The sequence below is a fragment of the Lysinibacillus sp. 1 U-2021 genome, from assembly GCF_029916965.1.
Taxonomy (GTDB): domain Bacteria; phylum Bacillota; class Bacilli; order Bacillales_A; family Planococcaceae; genus Lysinibacillus; species Lysinibacillus capsici.
Genome location: NZ_CP123966.1, coordinates 3,968,652 through 3,987,259 on the forward strand (window position 1 = coordinate 3,968,652; position 18,608 = coordinate 3,987,259).

An 18,608-nucleotide genomic window follows, 5' to 3' on the forward strand; every position below is an offset into this window, starting at 1 on the left:
TTTAGCGCTAAAAATTAATTACAAAAAAGAGCAGGCTCATACGTCTCGCTCTTTTCTATTATCTAGGAGGATTTTCGTGGATGATAAAGCATCAATCAGAGTATTTCTTTACATCAGAGTATCTACTATAGAACAAGCCAAAGAGGGCTATTCAGTAGGCGCTCAGGAAGAACGCTTGCGTGCATATGCCAAAGCAAAAAATTATACTGTTGTAAAAACTTTTATTGATCCAGCTTATTCAGGATCTAATATGAATCGCCCTGCCTTACAAGAAATGATTAAACAAGTTGAGTTAGGCGCTACTGACCTTGTGTTGGTTTATAAGCTCGACAGATTAAGTAGATCACAAAAAGACACTTTGTACTTGATAGAAGATGTATTCTTAAAAAATTCCGTTGATTTTGTTAGCATGAATGAATCTTTTGACACATCAACTCCTTTTGGACGAGCCATGATCGGTATTTTATCAGTGTTTGCTCAATTAGAACGTGAGCAAATAAGGGAACGTACTATGATGGGTAAAGAGGAACGTGCAAAAGAAGGTAAATGGCATGGCGGTGGCGGTAAATCAAAAACCGTTAAAGGTTATGATTATATAGACGGTAAACTTGTTATAAATGAATACGAAGCTGAATGCGTAAAAACGATATATGAAGAGTACCTTCGAGGAAATGGAACTAATAAAATTTTTCATCTTGTGCTTAAAAAGTACCCTGGTGTCACCAACACAGAAACCACCGTCCGTAACATTCTAACTAATCCTATTTATGCAGGTAAAATCAAGCACAAGAACGACTTCTACGAAGGTGAACACAAACCCATTATTACGCTTGAGCAATATGAACAAGCCCAAAATTTAATGAAGAAACGTGCTAGCACCTCTGACCCTTCTCGAAAGAAATACTTACTTACTGGACTTTTATATTGTGGTCACTGTGGCGCTCGTCTGTTTGGTAGAACAGGTGGAAAACTCAAAAACGGTGAAAATGTACGATATTACTCTTGCTACTCTAGACAAAAAACACGCATTCATATGATTAGAGATGAAAATTGCAAAAAGTCACACGAGCAAAAAGATATACTTGAACAGCATATAATTGATGAAATTAAAAAAATCAACATAAGCGTTGTTGAAAATTATCGCCTTGGAGATAAAAGTGATGTTTCCATTAAAATAAAGAGACTTAAAACGGAAGTTCAAAATATTGATAACCAAATTTCTAAGTTAATTGATTTATACAGTTTAAACAAAGTTCCTATAGAAATAATGAGTAAAAAAATCGAGACTTTAAATGAGGAAAAAGAAAAAGTAACTCAGCATATAACTGAATTAGAAAACGAAAATACGCCCAAGAATTTTGAAGAAATAAAAAAAACGGTCTCCCAGTTAGCCACATTTGATTGGGATAACGAGGAGACGGATCAGAAACGATTGATAGTCGCCAAACTAATCAATAAAATAATCGTTTCTAACGATAATATTATCATAGATTGGGCATTTTAAACTGTGCATTCCTATGTTGCAAAAACAGTCTATTCAGGTGGAATGCGTTGCAAAACTTGTTTTAAAAAACAAATAGTATGAAAAGGACGTTTCTTTTAGAAACGTCCTTTTTCTAATGCACAGCACAAGCTGCCTGGTGGATGATGGATGGTCCAGAAAAGTCGATACCTTAACCAATAACCCAGGATTTAAATGATTATTAAATGTTAAATTTTCAGCTTTTATCCAAAGAACTTTAAAACGTAAGCTTTGTACTTTCACCTTTTACCTTTGAGCTTTCAAATCAGTTTAGTTGAAAGTTACCATTGGAGTAAGGCATGTTTTACGTTTTAACTCGCACACATGCCTTGAAGCGCGAGTGACTTTTCGTTTTCCATTTTCGCTAGGACATGCAAATCTTTTTAAACGTGTACTTCAATAAAGGTTGTGGCATTCGACTCTGATAAGACAGCGTCCACCTCTGATTCAAATTCTTCAATCCGATTGCTCAATTTCTCAATTTGTTGTTTAACATTTAGGGGATCAATGATTTCAAACTCATTTCTTTTCATAAATGTTTCGGTATGTAATTTAACTTCCTCTGGTGATTGTTTATCTTTATTGCCCAATATGTTAATTAAATAGGTTTCCAGCTTTGCAGGTAATGCATCATTTTCTTTGGCAACCGTATTGATAGCTGAACGATGCTGATGCTGAATAACTTCTAGCAAATTCTTTTCGTATTGAATGGATTGTTTCCGTTCAATTGCCTCCGCTACAGTCATTTCCTCTTTGCCCACCAACACCTTTGTGTTTGCATTGGACTGCACAACTAGTGCTTTTATTTTATTTCGATAGGAAATTAAACCTAGCACTTTATCATAGGATGCTTGCATTTGTTTTTCATATTCAGGAATGTCTACACCATTAATTTTACGATTGCTTTTTCGATTAGCTACGACTGCGCTAACCTCATTTGTTGCTGCTTCAATTCGTAGAGTCAGCATTTTTAATTCTGTTAAAGCACGGTGGATAGATAGTTTTTTCATTTCTGTCATGATAAAAACCTCCTTTTTAAGCAAGTGTTCCTTTATTATAAATAGAAAGATAGATAATGTCCAAAAATACCCATTTTATTTTTTATTGCTTTCATTAGAACATGTCTGTATAATAATTTTCTAGGTGCCAAACCTATGTAACTTGGACGGAACATCCTTGTTACGCAAAAAACGCCATAACAGCACGGATTTGCTGGGCGTTTTTTGTTTTTTGAGCGGGAGATGAGCCCCGCTCTTTTTATTTTGCCATCGTTGGTTGTTGATGCATGCGGCGTCCAAATATAAATAAAACGATTGCAACGGCTAGCAAAAGCATAGCCACAAGTAAAAGGAAGCTATAATTTTTTACATATTCTAAATAAACTCCACCTAAAAATGGACCTGTTAAGCTACCAATACTTAAAGCAATTCCGCATAGTAAATTCCCCGTAGGCAGTAGCTCCTTTGGTGTCAAATCAGCCATAAATGTAATTCCTAAAGAAAACATCGAGCCAACCAGCGTACCCGTTAAGAAAAATGCGACCGCCACAGCGAATTGTGAATGCTCTAAAAAACTTGCAATCGCAAAAATAATTGCGCCACCAAATGACCCAATCATCAAAATATTCCTTCTCCCTACTTTATCTCCTAGTGCACCAAGCGGCACTTGCGTTAAAATACCACCAAATGTAAAAACAGATAAAATGATAGGAATCATGCCGACTTCAAAGCCCTTGCGTAGTGCATAGACAGGAAACAAGGCATTTAGTGAAGACTCCAGAAAGCCATAAACAAATGGACCTAAAAAGGCAATCCACCCAAATAAAATAGCCATTTTGTACCGTTGCCACCCTCTGGCATTTAAGTCACCTGTTAAACGCTCAGGCTTTTCATTTTGTAAGAGAAATACAAAGGACCATGCTAATAGGCACATTATTGAAGATACGATAAACGGTAGCGCCTCAGCAATTTCAATTAGCCTCACCATAAGTGGTCCAACAGCAAAACCTATGCTAAATGATAAGCCATAGATGGCCATTCCCTTTCCTAAGCTTTTATGATCTGCTGTACTTGTAATCCATGTTTGTGTCGCATAATGCAAGGCATGATCGCCTACGCCAATTAATAAACGAAGGACAAACCAAAAGGTCACACTTTTCCATAGAGGAAATGCAAGTAAAGACGCAAAAACTAGTGCTCCACCAATTAAAATAATCGGTTTATAGCCCCACCTGCGTAAGGGCTGCTCGATAAATGGTGAAATCAATAATGTTCCTATGTATAAGCCTGTTGCATTCAAGCCATTCAATGCAGAGGATACCCCATCACGTTCAAAAATTATCGAAATAAGCGGTAATAGCATCCCTTGTGAAAAGCCTGATATGGATACAATTATTACTAAAATGGTAAATCTTTTCTTGCTGTAATCTGAGAAGTACGTCATTTTTCCCTCCACTATCTAGTCATTCTTCCAAAGAACAGCATACCAAAAAGCCTTAGCGCTCACCACATGTGATTTTACGCTAAGGCTTAACTAATACTTATCCTCATTTAATTGTATAAACACGATTTTCGGCTTTTGAATATTACCGATTACTTGTTTAAACTCCCTCCTTTTCGAGTTAGCGTTACAGATGACTTTTTTCAATCAGCTCCTTTACTTTATCTTAAAACAACTTTAACATACATACTTAATATTGTAAATATTCTGTCTATTGTTTTTTTAAAATTAATCTCTTAGTCCTAGGTGTTTCCCTAAACATTGAAATTTAAGCTCAAATCGGCTACGATGAAAGGGATGAAATGAGGTGTACGAATGTCAAAGCCAATCACTAATAAAGAGCAACAAGTAACCTATTTAAAAGAGCGTCTGGAGATGTTTTTAGAAGTATTAGATGCCCTTGATCCTGAAACAGCTGAGTTAGAAGATATTGATCGCTTAATCCAAATGATGGATGATTTAGAGGACAAAATGGAGCAATTTCATGCTCGTGAACAATAATGAATAAAAAAACAAGCGAGCATCGTGTGCTCGCTTGTTTTTTAATGGCAATCCCAATTATAAAGTACCTTGCTAAAATCTTTATTCATTAACTCTTCCTCTGTGATAAAGAAATTGCCAACGCCACAATCACCCCAAAGAATATTGTCGCCGACACTATCAATCTGTAACAGCAAAATGATTGAATCTTTATAATCTCCATATGCTCGAGGATCCTCTTGCGTAAAGAATGGATAGCCTCCAATTTTACAACCATCACCAGTCATAGCATCATAGAAGCTGTCTTCTAATGCTTCGTCATCCTCCAAAGCTGTTAAGATGCTAGCATACTTTTCATTGCTTCTAAAATCATCAATCGACATCGGCTCAACGCCTGTAGTAAAGGATAATGCCATTTCACGCTCGACAGGAAAATATAATTCCTCATCATCTATTTCTATAAAAGAAAAGTCTTGTATAAGCTGTGCTTCATCTTGCATAACTTGTTCATGAAATATTACACGAAAGCCTTCTTGTTTTTGTCCATTATCAAAATCCATTCCTAAAACATCGTCATAACCATCAATATAAAACTGCAATATTCCCTCTTCTGGGAAATTGGGTAAATGCATAGGAACCTCTGCAAAGTTAATTTGAGCTAATAGCTTTAACGGTTGTCCCTTCATGTTTTTTGGATATTCCATCGCCAATGGGAAATAAGGATCTCCTGCAAACTTACTTTGAAATAAAGTTGTCTTGCTTATCTCCGTATTAACCATTACAACAGGCTTCATTGTCCCCTCTATTAATGGTCTATATTGCTCGAATGCTTCTGGTAATTCAAGTAAAGTTTTAGCAGCCATGCAAGTTCCTCCTAATATTGGATTTATTCTATTTTAGAACAAATGTTCTGTAAAATCAATACTCTCCTTCTATATTATTAAAATATGCTTTAATTTAGCAGTCTCAGATAAGGACTCTTTTTTTCATTAGTTGAAAAGAGTATAATGTAACGTGGAAATAATCAATTTTTCTATGGGGGGCAATACCAATGAATCTACAAAATTTGGAGAAGAGTCTTTACGATTTAATTACTGAAACATCTACGAATTTACCTAAGGATGTACGTCGTGCTATTAAAAAAGCAAAAGAAGCTGAAAATGCTGGTACTCGTGCAGCAATGAGCTTAGACACAATCGCAAATAATATTATTATGGCAGAAGATAACGTGTCACCAATTTGTCAGGATACAGGGCTACCAACTTTCAAAATTTATACTCCTGTTGGCGTAAACCAATTAGAAATTAAAGCTGCAATCAAAAAAGCAATCAGCGATACAACTGCAGATGCTAAATTACGTCCTAATGCGGTGGATTCATTATCTGGTGCAAACAGTGGTAATAATCTTGGTGATGGTTTGCCAGTAATGAAATTTGAACAATGGGAAAAAGATTACATTACAATTAAGTTAATTCTCAAAGGCGGCGGCTGTGAAAATAAAAACATTCAATACAGTCTACCATGTGAATTAGAAGGTCTTGGTCGTGCAGGGCGTGACTTAGATGGTATTCGTAAATGTATTTTACACTCTGTATACCAAGCACAAGGTCAAGGGTGTTCTGCTGGTTTCATTGGTGTAGGTATTGGTGGAGACCGTTCTTCGGGCTATGATTTAGCAAAAGAGCAATTATTCCGCCATGTTGAAGATACAAATCCAAATGCAGATCTTGCTAAGTTAGAAGAATACGTTGTTAAAACGGCTAACACATTTGGTATCGGTACAATGGGCTTCGGTGGTGAAGCAACATTATTAGGCTGTAAAATTGGCGTAATGCACCGTATTCCTGCCTCTTTCTATGTATCAGTAGCATATAATTGTTGGGCTTACCGTCGTATGGCTGTGGACATCGATCCTCAAACTGGCGAAATTTTGAATTGGCACTATCAAGAAGGTGAAAAAATTACCTTCAAAGAAAATGAAGTTGCTGCTACAACAGAAGATACAACTACAGATGTAGTAGAACTTACTGCGCCAATTACTGAAGAACAAATTCGTTCATTAAAAGTTGGAGATGTCGTTTCGATTACTGGTCGTATGTATACTGGCCGTGACGCCATCCACCACCATTTAATGAGCCACGATGCACCAGTTGATTTAAATGGACAAGTTATCTATCACTGTGGACCTGTAATGGCAAAAGACGAAGAAGGCAACTGGACAGTGAAAGCGGCTGGTCCAACTACTTCAATTCGTGAGGAGCCTTATCAAGGCGATATCATGAAAAAATTCGGTATCCGTGCTGTTATTGGTAAAGGTGGAATGGGACCAAAAACATTAAAAGCGCTTAATGAGCATGGTGGCGTTTACTTGAATGCAATCGGTGGAGCAGCACAATACTATGCGGATTGTATTAAAGGCGTTGATGGTGTTGATTTAATGGAATTCGGTATCCCTGAAGCTATGTGGCACTTAAATGTTGAAAAATTTACAGCAGTTGTAACAATGGATTCACATGGTAACTCACTACATGCAGATGTGGATAAATCATCATTAGAAAAACTAGCTTTGCATGCAGAAAGAGTCTTCTAATTAAATAATAGGTAGCAGTAGTAACTCGTTTTATTGCACAATTTTGTAAGGCACAGAATATTCCTAGTGAATAGACTGTGCCTTTTTCAATCCTTTCGCAAATTGTTTAAAAATCTCCATCAAACTTCCTACTTTATTTTTATAAATTCCTTTGTTATAATAATTCTAAACAAAAGAGATGGTAATTGAAATCCATTTTCAATTGAATAGCTCAAAACAACGCTAATTTATAAAGGTTTTGATATTGATTTTCATTATCAGGAGGGATAAAGATGGAATACTCTAATCGAGAAAACATAAACATAATTGAGAAAATAAAAGAACATGCAGAATTAATTGCTGCATTAATGGCTGGAATTTTCATCTTACTAGCATGGCGTTTAGACACAAGTGGACAAACAACAGCTTCTGTTCTACTATATTTAATTGCCTTTTGTGTAGGTGGTTTCGCGAAAGCAAAAGAAGGCATTGAAGAAACCATAGAAGAGCGAAAGCTAAATGTTGAGCTGTTGATGGTATTAGCTGCAATTGGCTCAGCTGCAATTGGCTATTGGACAGAGGGGGCCATCCTAATATTTATTTTTGCAGTAAGTGGTGCACTTGAAACTTATGCGATGAATAAAAGTCATCGCGAAATATCTGCACTTATGAATTTACAGCCAGAAGAAGCTTGGTTAGTGCGTGGCGGATTTGAGCCTATGAAAGTATCAGTTTCCACATTACAAATCGGGGATCATTTATTGATTAAACCGGGCGAACGAATTCCAGCAGACGGCATTATTTTTAAAGGCCAATCTTCTATTGATGAGTCAGCTATTAGCGGTGAGCCACTGCCAATCTCAAAAAGCGAAGGAGACGAAGTTTTTGCAGGCACAGTCAACTTAAATGGTGCTATTACTATGGAAATGACAAAGGCGAATTCAGAGACCCTTTTCCAAAAAATTATACAGCTCGTTCAAAGTGCCCAAAGTGAAAAATCTCCCTCTCAACAATTCATCGAAAAGTTTGAAGGGACTTATGTAAAATTTGTTTTACTTGGTGTTGCCATTATGATGGTTCTTCCCCACTTCTTACTCGGCTGGGACTGGACAACAACCTTTTACCGAGCAATGGTGTTATTAGTGGTTGCTTCACCTTGTGCACTCGTTGCCTCCATTATGCCTGCAACACTCGCTACTATATCAAATGGTGCAAAAAATGGTGTGCTATTTAAAGGTGGTTTACATTTAGAGCATCTTAGTGTGTTACGTGCATTGGCGGTCGATAAAACAGGTACTTTAACGCAAGGAAAACCAGTTGTTACAGATTTTATTGTCCGTGATGGAGTAGAACGTGAGACGGCTCTAGCAATTCTTGCAGGAATTGAATCTCAATCCAATCATCCCCTTGCCCAAGCGATTACCTCCTATGCTAAGGCTGAAGGAATCGACATACTGCCACAAGCAACAATTGAAGATATTCCTGGCTGGGGTATTAAAGGAACGATTCAAAACAAGGAGTATCAAGTAGGCAAACCAGAGTTTGTTGATGTACAACTTGCTAACAGTTTTGCCAATAGTGCTGTAACTAAACTTACAGAAGAGGGAAAAACAGTTATTTTCATTCGCGATCAACATGGTATTGTTGCATTAACAGCATTAAAGGATACTGTGCGCTCCGAAGCTAAAAAGGCTGTTACATTATTAAAAGAGCTTGGTATTCAAGTGGTGATGCTTACAGGTGACAACGAAAAAACAGCGAAAGTTATCGCGAAGGAGGCTGGCGTTACTGAATACGTCGCAGAATGTCTGCCAGAAACGAAGGTAACTGAAATGAAACGCCTACTTACACAACATCAATTTGTTGGCATGGTCGGCGACGGTATTAATGATGCCCCTGCATTGGCTACCGCAACTACTGGCATCGCTATGGGTGAAGGTACAGATGTGGCGCTTGAAACAGCGGATGTCGTGCTAATGAAAAATGACTTATCAAAAATCGCCTATGCTGTTCGTTTATCACGTAAAATGCAACGTATTGTGAAACAAAATATTTTCTTTTCTATCGGGGTTATTGTCTTATTAATCGCCTCTAACTTTTTACAAGTTGTCGACTTGCCTTTAGGCGTAATCGGGCATGAAGGTAGTACAATTCTAGTTATTCTAAATGGTTTACGTATGCTCAATAAAAATGTTTAACATCAATTAAGCCTCAGCATAATTGAGTCCAGCTTGCTTAAAAGCTCCTCTTCCTGCGCCATCCGTTGAGGCTTTTATTGAATAATTGATGCATTTAATCAGCTAAAATCAAGTTAAAAAAGCCTCGCTACTCTTTAGGAGTTTAGCGAGGCTTTTTATAATGAATTCATTTCCTTATCGACGAATTTCCTTTTGAAGTGCTCTTTTCTGCATTGTAGCATTTAATACGCCACCAAAGATTAAAATGATTCCCGTAAAATATAACCAGAGCATTAAAATAATGACGCCACCAATACTACCGTATGTAGCAGAATAATTTGCAAAATTATTAATATAAAAAGAGAAACCATATGTGACTGCTAACCAAGCAAGCGTGGCAAATAACGCTCCTGGCCATACGCCCATTATTTTTAAACGAGGACTTGTATTTGGCACAAACCAGTAGATGCCCATTAATACGATGAAAATCAATAATGGCGGGATTGACCATCTTAATCTATGCCAAACTGATTCAAATTGCTCCTCTATTCCGACGATTGAGAATAGGAAATGTCCAATTTGCTGACCAAAGACCGGTAATAAGAGCGCAACGGCAATAACAATGACGAGAGCGATTGTAAAAACTAGTGATAAACCCCTATCTAATATGCCTGCTCTCCCTTCTGTATCATAGGCTTTATTTAAAGCACGAAGCAGTGCATTAATGCCTTTAGATGCAGACCAAATTGTACCTAAAACCCCAATCGATAGTAAACTACTGTTGCGATTTGTTAAAATCTCATTCAGTGTATTTTCAATAAGCTTATACACTTCATCAGGTAAGATATTCACTAAAAACGAATAAACCTGAGTTGTTTCTAAGTTAAGATATGGTAGGAGTGTCACCAAGAAAATAAGTAAGGGGAAGAACGATAGTAAAAAGAAATAAGCCAATTGTGCAGCAAGCGCAGATATTTCAACTCGCTTGAGCCGACCTATTAAATCTTGGATAAAACCCTTGGATGTCATAATATCAATCGCTCCCTCCTCTGGAGAGACAAACGACTTTACAAACCCAAAAGCGTTATGCAATGTTGCTTTATTCTTTTCCATACATTTCCTCCTAAAACGACCTTTACTCCTTATGAGGTAAAGTAAAGGCTGATTTCGTATCTTCAATCATTCCCTGTATCGTGGAAGGTAAATCCTTAAATTCATCCACCTTTTCAGCAATTGTGTTGACATTATCTGACACACTTTCACAAAGCACCTTTGCTGCTAGTACTTTTTCCTCTACCAAAACCTGCAATTCTTCTCGATTTGCAGCATAGTATGAGATGGCTTCCTTCATCTTTTTTGTTGAGGCAATTGTTTTTTCTCGTGTAGCGTGATCTAACATACTTAATGCTGCTCCTACAGCTGCTCCTGCTACAATAGATACTAATAATTTACTTTGACCCATAATAAAACCCCCTGCTTGTATAGTTGCCTATTCCCTATTATTTCATAAATAAACAGTCTTCTGCCCTTATTCTACCCAATAACCGTCTATTTTTAAAGCAATGCCTAAATACAGAGTTGACATTTTTTTTATTCAATGAAATGATATGTGCGAGGATGACGAAAGGTAGGGTAAAAAATGGATTTATCAGTTCCATCTAAAGAAAACGTTGTGTATATGGTTGATCAAATGAAGGACAAGCTTCGTATGGTGAATGTCGATGCAATGAAATCAGAAAACTTCGATGAAGCAAATTATGAAGATTTAGTGTATCTATATGAAATGGTTATGAAGAGAGAAACTTTTAGTCCAAGCGAAATGCAAGCGATTGTTGCTGAATTAGGATCTTTGCGTAAATAGGTAAAATGAAAAGCTATTAGCCTAAGACATTTGTCTGCTGCTAATAGCTTTTTATTACTGTGTACTCTAAGTTTCTGAACCATCCTCAGTAACTAATGGTTGAATTAATACTTCCACACGACGATTCTTCGCACGTCCTTCGGCTGTGTCATTTGGTGCAATTGCACGATACTCACCGTTTCCTTTTGCACTAAAGCGCGTAGGATCTAATTTGTCATTACTTTCAATAAGCAGTTCTAAAAATTTAGTTGCACGCATTACAGATAACTGAAAATTCGATGTAAAATTCGGACCTGCTGGCACATTATCTGTATGACCTGTGATGACAATATTTCGAGCTGGATCAGATTCCAGCATAGTTGATAGCTCTTTGGCAATAGGGACATACTCAGGTTTAACTGTTGCCTGCCCTGGATCGAATAAAATACTATCACGGATTGTCACTAGCAACCCTTCATCCGTCATTTCTGTGGCAAATTGACCTTCCATTTCATTGACTGCAATAAAATTATCCACACTATCTTTTATTTCAGCTAACTCCTGTTGATCCTTTAAATAGGCAGAGTTTTGCTGTGGCGTTTGGTCGCTATCCGCATTCGGAGTAGGGACTGGTGCAGGTTGCTCTAGAAAACTAGTTCCACCATCAAAGACTTGATTAAAAACTGCCGACATTCTTTCTAGCTTTTCTTGATCGACTGAACTTGAGGCAAATAAAATAATGAACACGGCTAGCAGCAAAGTTAAAATATCTGCGTATGGCACTAACCAGGATTCATCAATATGTTCATCATGCTTTTTTTTCTTAGCTTTCTTTGCCAAGGCCACCCGCCCCGCTTTCACCAGAAATTTGACGACGTTCTTCCATCGTTAAGTATGATGATAGTTTCTGTTCAATTACACGTGGAGCCTCCCCTTCTAATACTGAAAGGATACCCTCAATCATCATTCTCTTTTGTTTTACCTCTAAAGCAGATTTACGTTTTAGCTTGTTCGCAAATGGATGCCATAAAACATACCCTGTAAAGATACCGAGTAATGTAGCCATGAAGGCAGCTGAGATAGCATGTCCTAGCTTTTCGATATCATTCATATCAGCCAATGCGGCGATTAACCCTACTACTGCACCAAGAACCCCTAAAGTAGGTGCATATGTACCTGCTTGTGTAAAAATAGCTGCTCCACTAGTATGTCGCTCTTCCATCGCTTCTACTTCTTCTGTTAAGACATCACGTATGTAGTCAGCATTTTGACCATCAATTGCTAATGTAAGGCCATTTTTTAAAAATGGATCTTCAATCTCTGAGGCCTTACTTTCAAGTGCTAATAGCCCTTCGCGACGAGCTAAGTCAGCCCATTGTGAAAACATTTTAATAATCTCTATATCATTTGCTAATTTTGTTTCTTTAAAAAGAATTTTAAATAGCTTCGGCACTCGCTTTAACTCCTGCATAGGAAAGGCAATTGTTACTGCGGAAATAGTACCAAAAATGATAATTAGGATAGCTGCAGGGTTATAAAATGCAGATAAACTTACACCCTTCATTACCATCCCTGTTAATAGTGCTACTAAAGCAAGTATTAACCCTATAATCGACGACTTATCCATTCTAGAACCTCCAAATCTACTATCTAATGTTATTTCGTCTTTTTTTCCATATTTTAAATATATATATTCCTAGTATAAATGTATTTCATATATTTTTCGATGTAATTAATGCTTTTTATTCACATTTCGACCATTTTTGATTATATTGAATTAAGAATATTACACTTAACTGTCTTAAATTGAAAGGGGATATGATTTTGTTATTATCGTTTGACACAAAATTACTAAAATATGCCGAGTTAGCGGTGAAAGTAGGAGTAAATATCCAAAAAGATCAGTATCTTTATATAAGCTGTTCGACTGATAACCTAAAACTCGCACAAATAATTACTAAAATTGCCTATAAAAATGGTGCAAAACAAGTTTTTGTCGATATATCCGATGATGAACTTGTACGTGCTCGCTATGAGGGGGCACCAAAAGACTCATTTGATTTCTTCCCACCTTGGAAAGTGCAGGAACGTGAATGGTTAGCTGAACATGGCGCTGCTTTTTTAAGCATTAGCTCACAAAATCCAGATTTATTAAAAGGTATTGAACGTGATAGAATCATGGCATTCCAAAAAGCATCTGGCCAAGCACTTGCCAACTATTATCAATGGTTACAAGCAGATAAGTTTAGCTGGTCTGTTATTGCTGCTCCATCTAAAGCTTGGGCAGCAAAGGTCTTTCCTCACCTTCCAGAAGAACAGCAAATGAATGCATTATGGGAAGCTATCTTTGCAGCCACACGTATAGACGTTGAAAATCCTGTTGAAGCTTGGCATGCCCATGATCAGGAATTACATAGTAAAGCTGATTATTTAAATGCAAAGCAATTTAAGTCACTACACTATACTGCACCAGGCACAGATCTAACAATTGAGCTGCCTCCACACCATGTGTGGACAGGGGGTAGTAGTATAAGTACACAAGGCCAAACATTTATGGCCAATATGCCCACTGAAGAGATTTTTACAGCACCGTTAAAAACAGGTGTTAATGGTTATGTATCAAGCACTAAGCCTTTAAGCTATGGCGGCAATATTATAGATAATTTCACATTAACATTTAAAGATGGTCGAATCATTGACGTCAAGGCGGAGCAAGGCCAAGAAATTTTAGCTTCTCTTATTGAAACAGATGAAGGGGCTCATTACCTTGGTGAAATAGCATTAGTACCACATCAATCACCTATTTCACAATCCGACCTATTATTTTACAATACATTGTTTGATGAAAATGCATCCAATCATTTTGCCATTGGTAGTGCCTATGCTTTTTGCATTGAGGGCGGCAAAGAAATGACCTCTGAGGAACTAAGTGCGCATGGTCTCAATCAAAGCTTAACACATGTAGACTTTATGATTGGCTCTACCAAGATGAATATAGATGGAATAACACATGATGATCAAATAGACCCAATATTCCGTGATGGAAATTGGGCATTCTAAATAATCCATTCCTACTAATAGTATTCTAGGCTAAGTATGTTAAGGTTGTCATAAATTATCCTTAGATTTTCCTAGTAACCTATTGTATAATTGTTTTAGGGAATTTTAGTAGATCATTTAAGTAGAGAGGAGCTCTAATAATGTTCATTACAACTGTTCTTGGCTTTTCAGCAGTTTTATTAATTTCAACGGGATTCTTCATCCACTACCTACAAGTTGGTTTAGATAGCAAGTCTTCAGTAACTGTAGATCCAAAGCCAAACGAAAAATTTTAATGTATAAAAAACAGCTACTATTATAGGTAGCTGTTTTTTTATAGCTTACAAGTTATTTATTTCATCTACTAAAGCGTATGAAACTGCTCCTTTATTGTAAAAATTATCTGAATAAAGTCTTTATTGTTTGCATATTGAAAATTTTGCTCTACAATATTTTTTGTAAGGAAGGGAGCAATATTCATGACAATGTTACAAGATATTCTAGAATTTAACAAAGAGTTTGTACAAGAAAAAAAATATGAGCCATTCATCACTACGAAATATCCTGATAAACGTATTGTTGTTTTATCTTGTATGGATACTCGTCTTGTAGAGCTTTTACCAAAAGCGATGAATTTGCGTAATGGCGATGTAAAAATAGTGAAAAGTGCTGGTGCGTTAGTGAGCCATCCTTTCGGTGCAGTTATGCGTAGTTTATTAGTTGCTGTCTACGGCCTACAAGCTGATGAAGTGTATGTTGTTGGACATTATGACTGTGGTATGAGTGCGGTTGATCCTGACGCCATGCTTAGCGAAATGGTACAACGAGGCATCGACCCAGAAACAATCAAAATGTTGGAATATTCTGGTTTTGATTTGAAAGAATTTTTACGAGGTTTCGGTGATGTAGCAACAAGTGTTAAGAAAAGTGTCGATACAATTCGTAATCATCCATTAATGGTAAAAGACGTACCTGTTCATGGTTTAATAATTGATCCAAATACAGGTCATCTAGATTTAATTGAAGATGGAAATAAGCAATAAAGTTATTTTTTGATACATTAATAAAAGAACAAGTGCCTATCCTCACTATGTAGAAGATAGGCACTTATTATTCTATTCATCCTCTAAACGTGCGTACATATAGTGATCTACCCAATGACCATTGATATACAGTAGCTTTCTTAGCAGACCCTCCTGCTGGAATCCAGCCTTCTCTAATACACGCATGGAGGCATTATTTTGTGTCGATACATAGGCCTCTACACGATGTAAACCAATTTGTTCAAATGCAAATCGGACCACCATATTCACAGCTTCTGTGACAATGCCCTTTCCAACATAAATCTCATCCATCGCATAGCCAACAAATGCACTCGAGTACGGTAAGCGTTTGACAGCATAAAGTGCAATATGCCCTATTAGATTATTTGTACCATGCTCAAAAATACCAAAAGTAAATTCACGCTTTGATTCCATTAAATAGAGACTTTCTTGAATTTTTTTGTATTGAGCATCGACTGTATAGTATTCAGGTCTTTGCAGTGGCTCGTATATAGACCAAAAGTATTTATTACGGCTTACGAGACCCGTTAAACTTCGTGCATCTTTTTCTTGGAATGTGCGGATGTAGCATTTTTCCCCCTTTATTGTTACCACATTCCCACCCTTTTTTCTTAATAGATTCCAAATTTTAAGCACCATTTCTCCACACTAGCCTTCCAATAAAAATCAATCCATTTCTCTTTGTTACATTGGCTATAAGCCATAATTGCAAAACCCTATTTATATTTCATTGTATGTAAAAAAAGAGGCTGCTACAACCAAAACAGCTTATGTCTTATTGTCATAGCAGCACAATTCAATTATTTAGTTTTTTGTTCTTTCTTTTTCTCATTTACTATTTCTAAGCTGGAGGAATCAGCATCCTCTAGTTGTGTATTGTCTAACACATTTGTTAAATGAAGACCACGTCTTTGAGCCTCTCGTTCAATGTGTGCAATAGTTTCCTGTAGCACCTGAACCCGTGCATACTTTTTGTCATCTCCAGCGACTAAGATCCATGGTGCATCCTTTTTATCTGTCTTTTCAAACATTGCATTCGCTGCTTCAATATACTGAGGTGTTTTATCTCGATTGCGCCAATCCTCGGCAGTTAACTTCCAAGATTTATAAGGGTTTTGTTCACGTTCTTTAAAGCGTTTTAATTGCTCCTCATCTGAAACATGAAGCCAGAACTTAATAATTATGTAATCTCCTGCAGTTAAAATCTTCTCAAAATTATTAATTTCCTCATAAGCACGAGACCATTCATCTTTTGTTGCGAATCCCTCGATGCGTTCCACTAATACGCGGCCATACCACGAGCGATCAAAAATAGCGATTTGCCCATGCTGAGGCAACTTTCTCCAAAATCGTTGTAAATAATTGTAGCGTAATTCATGAGCTTGAGGGGCAGAAATAGGATGTACAACATAACCGCGGGGATCGACACGTTCGATTAATCGTTTAATAGCGCCACCTTTACCAGCCGCATCCATTCCTTCGAAAACCAAGATCAAGCCAATCTTGTTTTTTAATAAAAATTGTTGTGCGTTCAACATTTCATATTGGAGTACTTTTAATTTCTTTTTATACATCTTTTTGTCTAGTTCAACAGTTAGATCTAGATTTTTTAAATTTTGGGTCATGAAACTTCACTCCTTTTATTTGACTATTCTTATTGTACTAAAGAAATATGTGGATGCCTATCAGACATGGTAAATTGTAGGTATTAATAGTAAAACAACACGATACATTGTTGGAAATTTCCGTTATAATAAAAAAAGTGACAGTACTATACTTATTTGTCTTTTCCCTATACAATCTAACACGAAGGGAGAGGAAAACATGCCTCGGTTTATCATGATGACAATCTCTTATCTTGTCTCAATCATCCTAACCTTTTCATCCTTTTTCGTGAACATCAACGGTCAATCTTCGCTAGAAATCGCTAATCGTTTTTCTGTTGTATTTGCACCAGTTAGTGTAAGTCATGTAATTTGGATTATCATTTATTTTTTACTCGGTTATTGGTTAGTTATGAACATGAAAAAGACAACTTTGAAACAGTCTGCGCTTTTTAGCTGCATAAATATATTACAAGCATTGACGATATATGTCTGGCACCATGAGTTATTTATTGTTTCTCTTGGCATTACATTACTCTTAGTCTTGTATTTATTTATGTTGTATAATACGTACCCTCTTCAGGACAAATCCTTGTTTGGTCGTATTCCTTTCTCTGTTTATTTAGCATGGATGACATTTATTTTTATCACAAATACAAGCTTTACGTTAACGGCTTATGGTTGGAACGGCTTTGGTCTTAGCACACCTCTTTGGGCAGTGATTTTACTTACTTTAGGTGGAGCCATTGCGCTACATATCCGTTTCCATCACTTTGATGTTATGTATCCAAGTGTTTTTATTTGGGCTTATATTGGAATCGCCATACATAATGGTTTTGATGAGCTACTTGTCACTACAGCCGCTTTATTTTTATGTGGTGTTCTCTTTGTTGGCATTTTATTTATTAAAAAAAATCCTGCTAACCAAAAATAATTTGGTTAGCAGGATTTTTCATTACATCTTATTCTTCGTCTAATGACGTTAAGATAATTGGTTTATCTTTTGTTACAATGACTGAATGTTCGATTTGAGCTACAAGTGATTTATCAGGTGTCACGAATGTCCAGCCATCACCTGCTTCTACGATATGCTCTGCCTTTGCTGAGATAAATGGCTCAACCGCAAGGACCATACCTTCTTTCATAATAGTAGTATCCCATGCATCGTAATAATTTAAAATATGGTTTGGTTCATCATGTAAAGATTGACCTAAGCCATGACCTGTTAAATTCATAATAACAGTTAACCCATTAGCATTTGCCTCGCGTTCAACAGCTTTACCAATTTGATTTAATTTAGATCCAGCCTTTACCTTTGTCATTGCTCGATCAAAGGCACTTTTAGCAACACGGCAAAGCTTTTCTTTGTCCTCATAGCCATCACCCACAACAAATGAAATACCTGTGTCAGCAAAATAGCCATTTAAAGAGCCTGAAACATCAATATTTACGATATCTCCCTCTTGAATAACACGCTTTCCTGGAATACCATGTGCTACTTCTTCATTGACGCTAATACATGTATACCCTGGAAAATCATATTCTCCCTTTGGTCCTGAAATAGCGCCTGCCTCTGCAAACATGCGACCAGCAATTTCATCAAGCTCAAGTGTTGTAACACCTGGTTTTGTGGCAGCTTTCATTGCTTCGCGAATTTCAGCACAAATGCGTCCTATTTTTTTAAAAGCTTCAATCTCTTCTTGCGTTTTTACAATCATGTATAACGTCCCTTTCATCTAATATCTATTCTTTAATATAACATAACTTTTTATGCGTATAACGATAAACGCTTTAAATATTGTATGCTTTCCTAC

General features: G+C 36.8%; 19 protein-coding genes. 9 read left to right on the top strand and 10 right to left on the bottom strand.

Annotated features, from left to right (window positions below; genetic code table 11):
• Positions 1-76 precede the first annotated feature (76 nt).
• Positions 77-1,504 (top strand): recombinase family protein, encoded by a 1,428-nt coding sequence (locus tag QH639_RS21065; RefSeq protein WP_281115226.1) that lies wholly within the window; start codon positions 77-79, stop codon positions 1,502-1,504.
• 401 nt (positions 1,505-1,905) lie between these two features.
• Here QH639_RS21065 and QH639_RS21070 read toward each other — a convergent pair whose 3' ends face one another.
• The gene (locus QH639_RS21070; protein ID WP_131521938.1) at positions 1,906-2,541 is read right to left on the bottom strand and encodes a hypothetical protein; all 636 of its coding nucleotides are present in this window, start codon (positions 2,539-2,541) and stop codon (positions 1,906-1,908) included.
• 238 nt (positions 2,542-2,779) lie between these two features.
• Positions 2,780-3,964 (bottom strand): MFS transporter, encoded by a 1,185-nt coding sequence (locus QH639_RS21075; protein ID WP_131521939.1) that lies wholly within the window; start codon positions 3,962-3,964, stop codon positions 2,780-2,782.
• Between the two features lie 372 nt (positions 3,965-4,336).
• Here QH639_RS21075 and QH639_RS21080 point away from each other — a divergent pair, with 372 nt between their 5' ends.
• A complete protein-coding gene (locus QH639_RS21080; protein WP_237898727.1) occupies positions 4,337-4,522 on the top strand; it encodes an SE1561 family protein in 186 nt (61 codons plus the stop codon).
• A gap of 41 nt (positions 4,523-4,563) precedes the next feature.
• Here QH639_RS21080 and QH639_RS21085 read toward each other — a convergent pair whose 3' ends face one another.
• Positions 4,564-5,364, bottom strand: a complete 801-nt coding sequence (locus QH639_RS21085; RefSeq protein WP_131521941.1) for a YwqG family protein — start codon at positions 5,362-5,364, stop codon at positions 4,564-4,566.
• 188 nt (positions 5,365-5,552) lie between these two features.
• Between QH639_RS21085 and QH639_RS21090 the strand changes: the two genes are divergently transcribed.
• Together QH639_RS21090 and QH639_RS21095 are read left to right on the top strand one after the other, a co-directional pair.
• Positions 5,553-7,091, top strand: coding sequence for a fumarate hydratase (locus QH639_RS21090; RefSeq protein WP_131521942.1), 1,539 nt, complete (start codon positions 5,553-5,555; stop codon positions 7,089-7,091).
• 272 nt (positions 7,092-7,363) lie between these two features.
• A complete protein-coding gene (locus QH639_RS21095) occupies positions 7,364-9,268 on the top strand; it encodes a heavy metal translocating P-type ATPase (RefSeq protein WP_281115227.1) in 1,905 nt (634 codons plus the stop codon).
• A 174-nt stretch (positions 9,269-9,442) separates the two neighbouring features.
• On the opposite strand, the gene QH639_RS21100 is transcribed toward QH639_RS21095, so the two are convergent.
• Together QH639_RS21100 and QH639_RS21105 are read right to left on the bottom strand one after the other, a co-directional pair.
• A complete protein-coding gene (locus QH639_RS21100; protein WP_004225576.1) occupies positions 9,443-10,360 on the bottom strand; it encodes a YihY/virulence factor BrkB family protein in 918 nt (305 codons plus the stop codon).
• 22 nt (positions 10,361-10,382) lie between these two features.
• A complete protein-coding gene (locus QH639_RS21105; RefSeq protein ID WP_131521944.1) occupies positions 10,383-10,709 on the bottom strand; it encodes a YtxH domain-containing protein in 327 nt (108 codons plus the stop codon).
• Between the two features lie 177 nt (positions 10,710-10,886).
• Here QH639_RS21105 and QH639_RS21110 point away from each other — a divergent pair, with 177 nt between their 5' ends.
• On the top strand, positions 10,887-11,108 hold the full coding sequence (locus tag QH639_RS21110; protein ID WP_016995366.1) for a DUF1128 domain-containing protein: 222 nt from the start codon (positions 10,887-10,889) through the stop codon (positions 11,106-11,108).
• 66 nt (positions 11,109-11,174) lie between these two features.
• Here QH639_RS21110 and motB read toward each other — a convergent pair whose 3' ends face one another.
• Positions 11,175-11,927, bottom strand: a complete 753-nt coding sequence (gene motB / locus QH639_RS21115; RefSeq protein ID WP_131521945.1) for a flagellar motor protein MotB — start codon at positions 11,925-11,927, stop codon at positions 11,175-11,177.
• Entirely contained in the window at positions 11,911-12,714 is an 804-nt protein-coding gene (gene motA / locus QH639_RS21120) for a flagellar motor stator protein MotA (RefSeq protein WP_004225583.1), read from the bottom strand. The genes motB and motA overlap by 17 nt, the downstream gene beginning before the upstream one ends.
• Positions 12,715-12,905: 191 nt before the next feature.
• Here motA and QH639_RS21125 point away from each other — a divergent pair, with 191 nt between their 5' ends.
• The 3 genes from QH639_RS21125 (at position 12,906) to QH639_RS21135 (ending at position 15,169) form a co-directional block, all read left to right on the top strand.
• On the top strand, positions 12,906-14,147 hold the full coding sequence (locus tag QH639_RS21125) for an aminopeptidase (RefSeq protein WP_193767403.1): 1,242 nt from the start codon (positions 12,906-12,908) through the stop codon (positions 14,145-14,147).
• A 140-nt stretch (positions 14,148-14,287) separates the two neighbouring features.
• Positions 14,288-14,422, top strand: a complete 135-nt coding sequence (locus QH639_RS21130) for a hypothetical protein (RefSeq protein WP_004225590.1) — start codon at positions 14,288-14,290, stop codon at positions 14,420-14,422.
• Positions 14,423-14,605: 183 nt separating this feature from the next.
• Positions 14,606-15,169 (top strand): beta-class carbonic anhydrase, encoded by a 564-nt coding sequence (locus QH639_RS21135; RefSeq protein WP_004225593.1) that lies wholly within the window; start codon positions 14,606-14,608, stop codon positions 15,167-15,169.
• A 72-nt stretch (positions 15,170-15,241) separates the two neighbouring features.
• Here the strand turns inward: QH639_RS21135 and QH639_RS21140 are convergent, their stop codons facing one another.
• Together QH639_RS21140 and QH639_RS21145 are read right to left on the bottom strand one after the other, a co-directional pair.
• Complete coding sequence (locus tag QH639_RS21140; RefSeq protein WP_016995361.1) at positions 15,242-15,829, bottom strand: GNAT family N-acetyltransferase; 588 nt, start codon at positions 15,827-15,829, stop codon at positions 15,242-15,244.
• Between the two features lie 161 nt (positions 15,830-15,990).
• Positions 15,991-16,815: a polyphosphate kinase 2 family protein gene (locus QH639_RS21145; protein WP_131521947.1), complete on the bottom strand. Its 825-nt coding sequence runs from the start codon at positions 16,813-16,815 to the stop codon at positions 15,991-15,993.
• A 199-nt stretch (positions 16,816-17,014) separates the two neighbouring features.
• Between QH639_RS21145 and QH639_RS21150 the strand changes: the two genes are divergently transcribed.
• Complete coding sequence (locus QH639_RS21150; RefSeq protein WP_131521948.1) at positions 17,015-17,728, top strand: hypothetical protein; 714 nt, start codon at positions 17,015-17,017, stop codon at positions 17,726-17,728.
• Between the two features lie 28 nt (positions 17,729-17,756).
• Here QH639_RS21150 and map read toward each other — a convergent pair whose 3' ends face one another.
• Entirely contained in the window at positions 17,757-18,512 is a 756-nt protein-coding gene (gene map, locus QH639_RS21155; RefSeq protein WP_103118838.1) for a type I methionyl aminopeptidase, read from the bottom strand.
• Between the last annotated feature and the right edge of the window lie 96 nt (positions 18,513-18,608).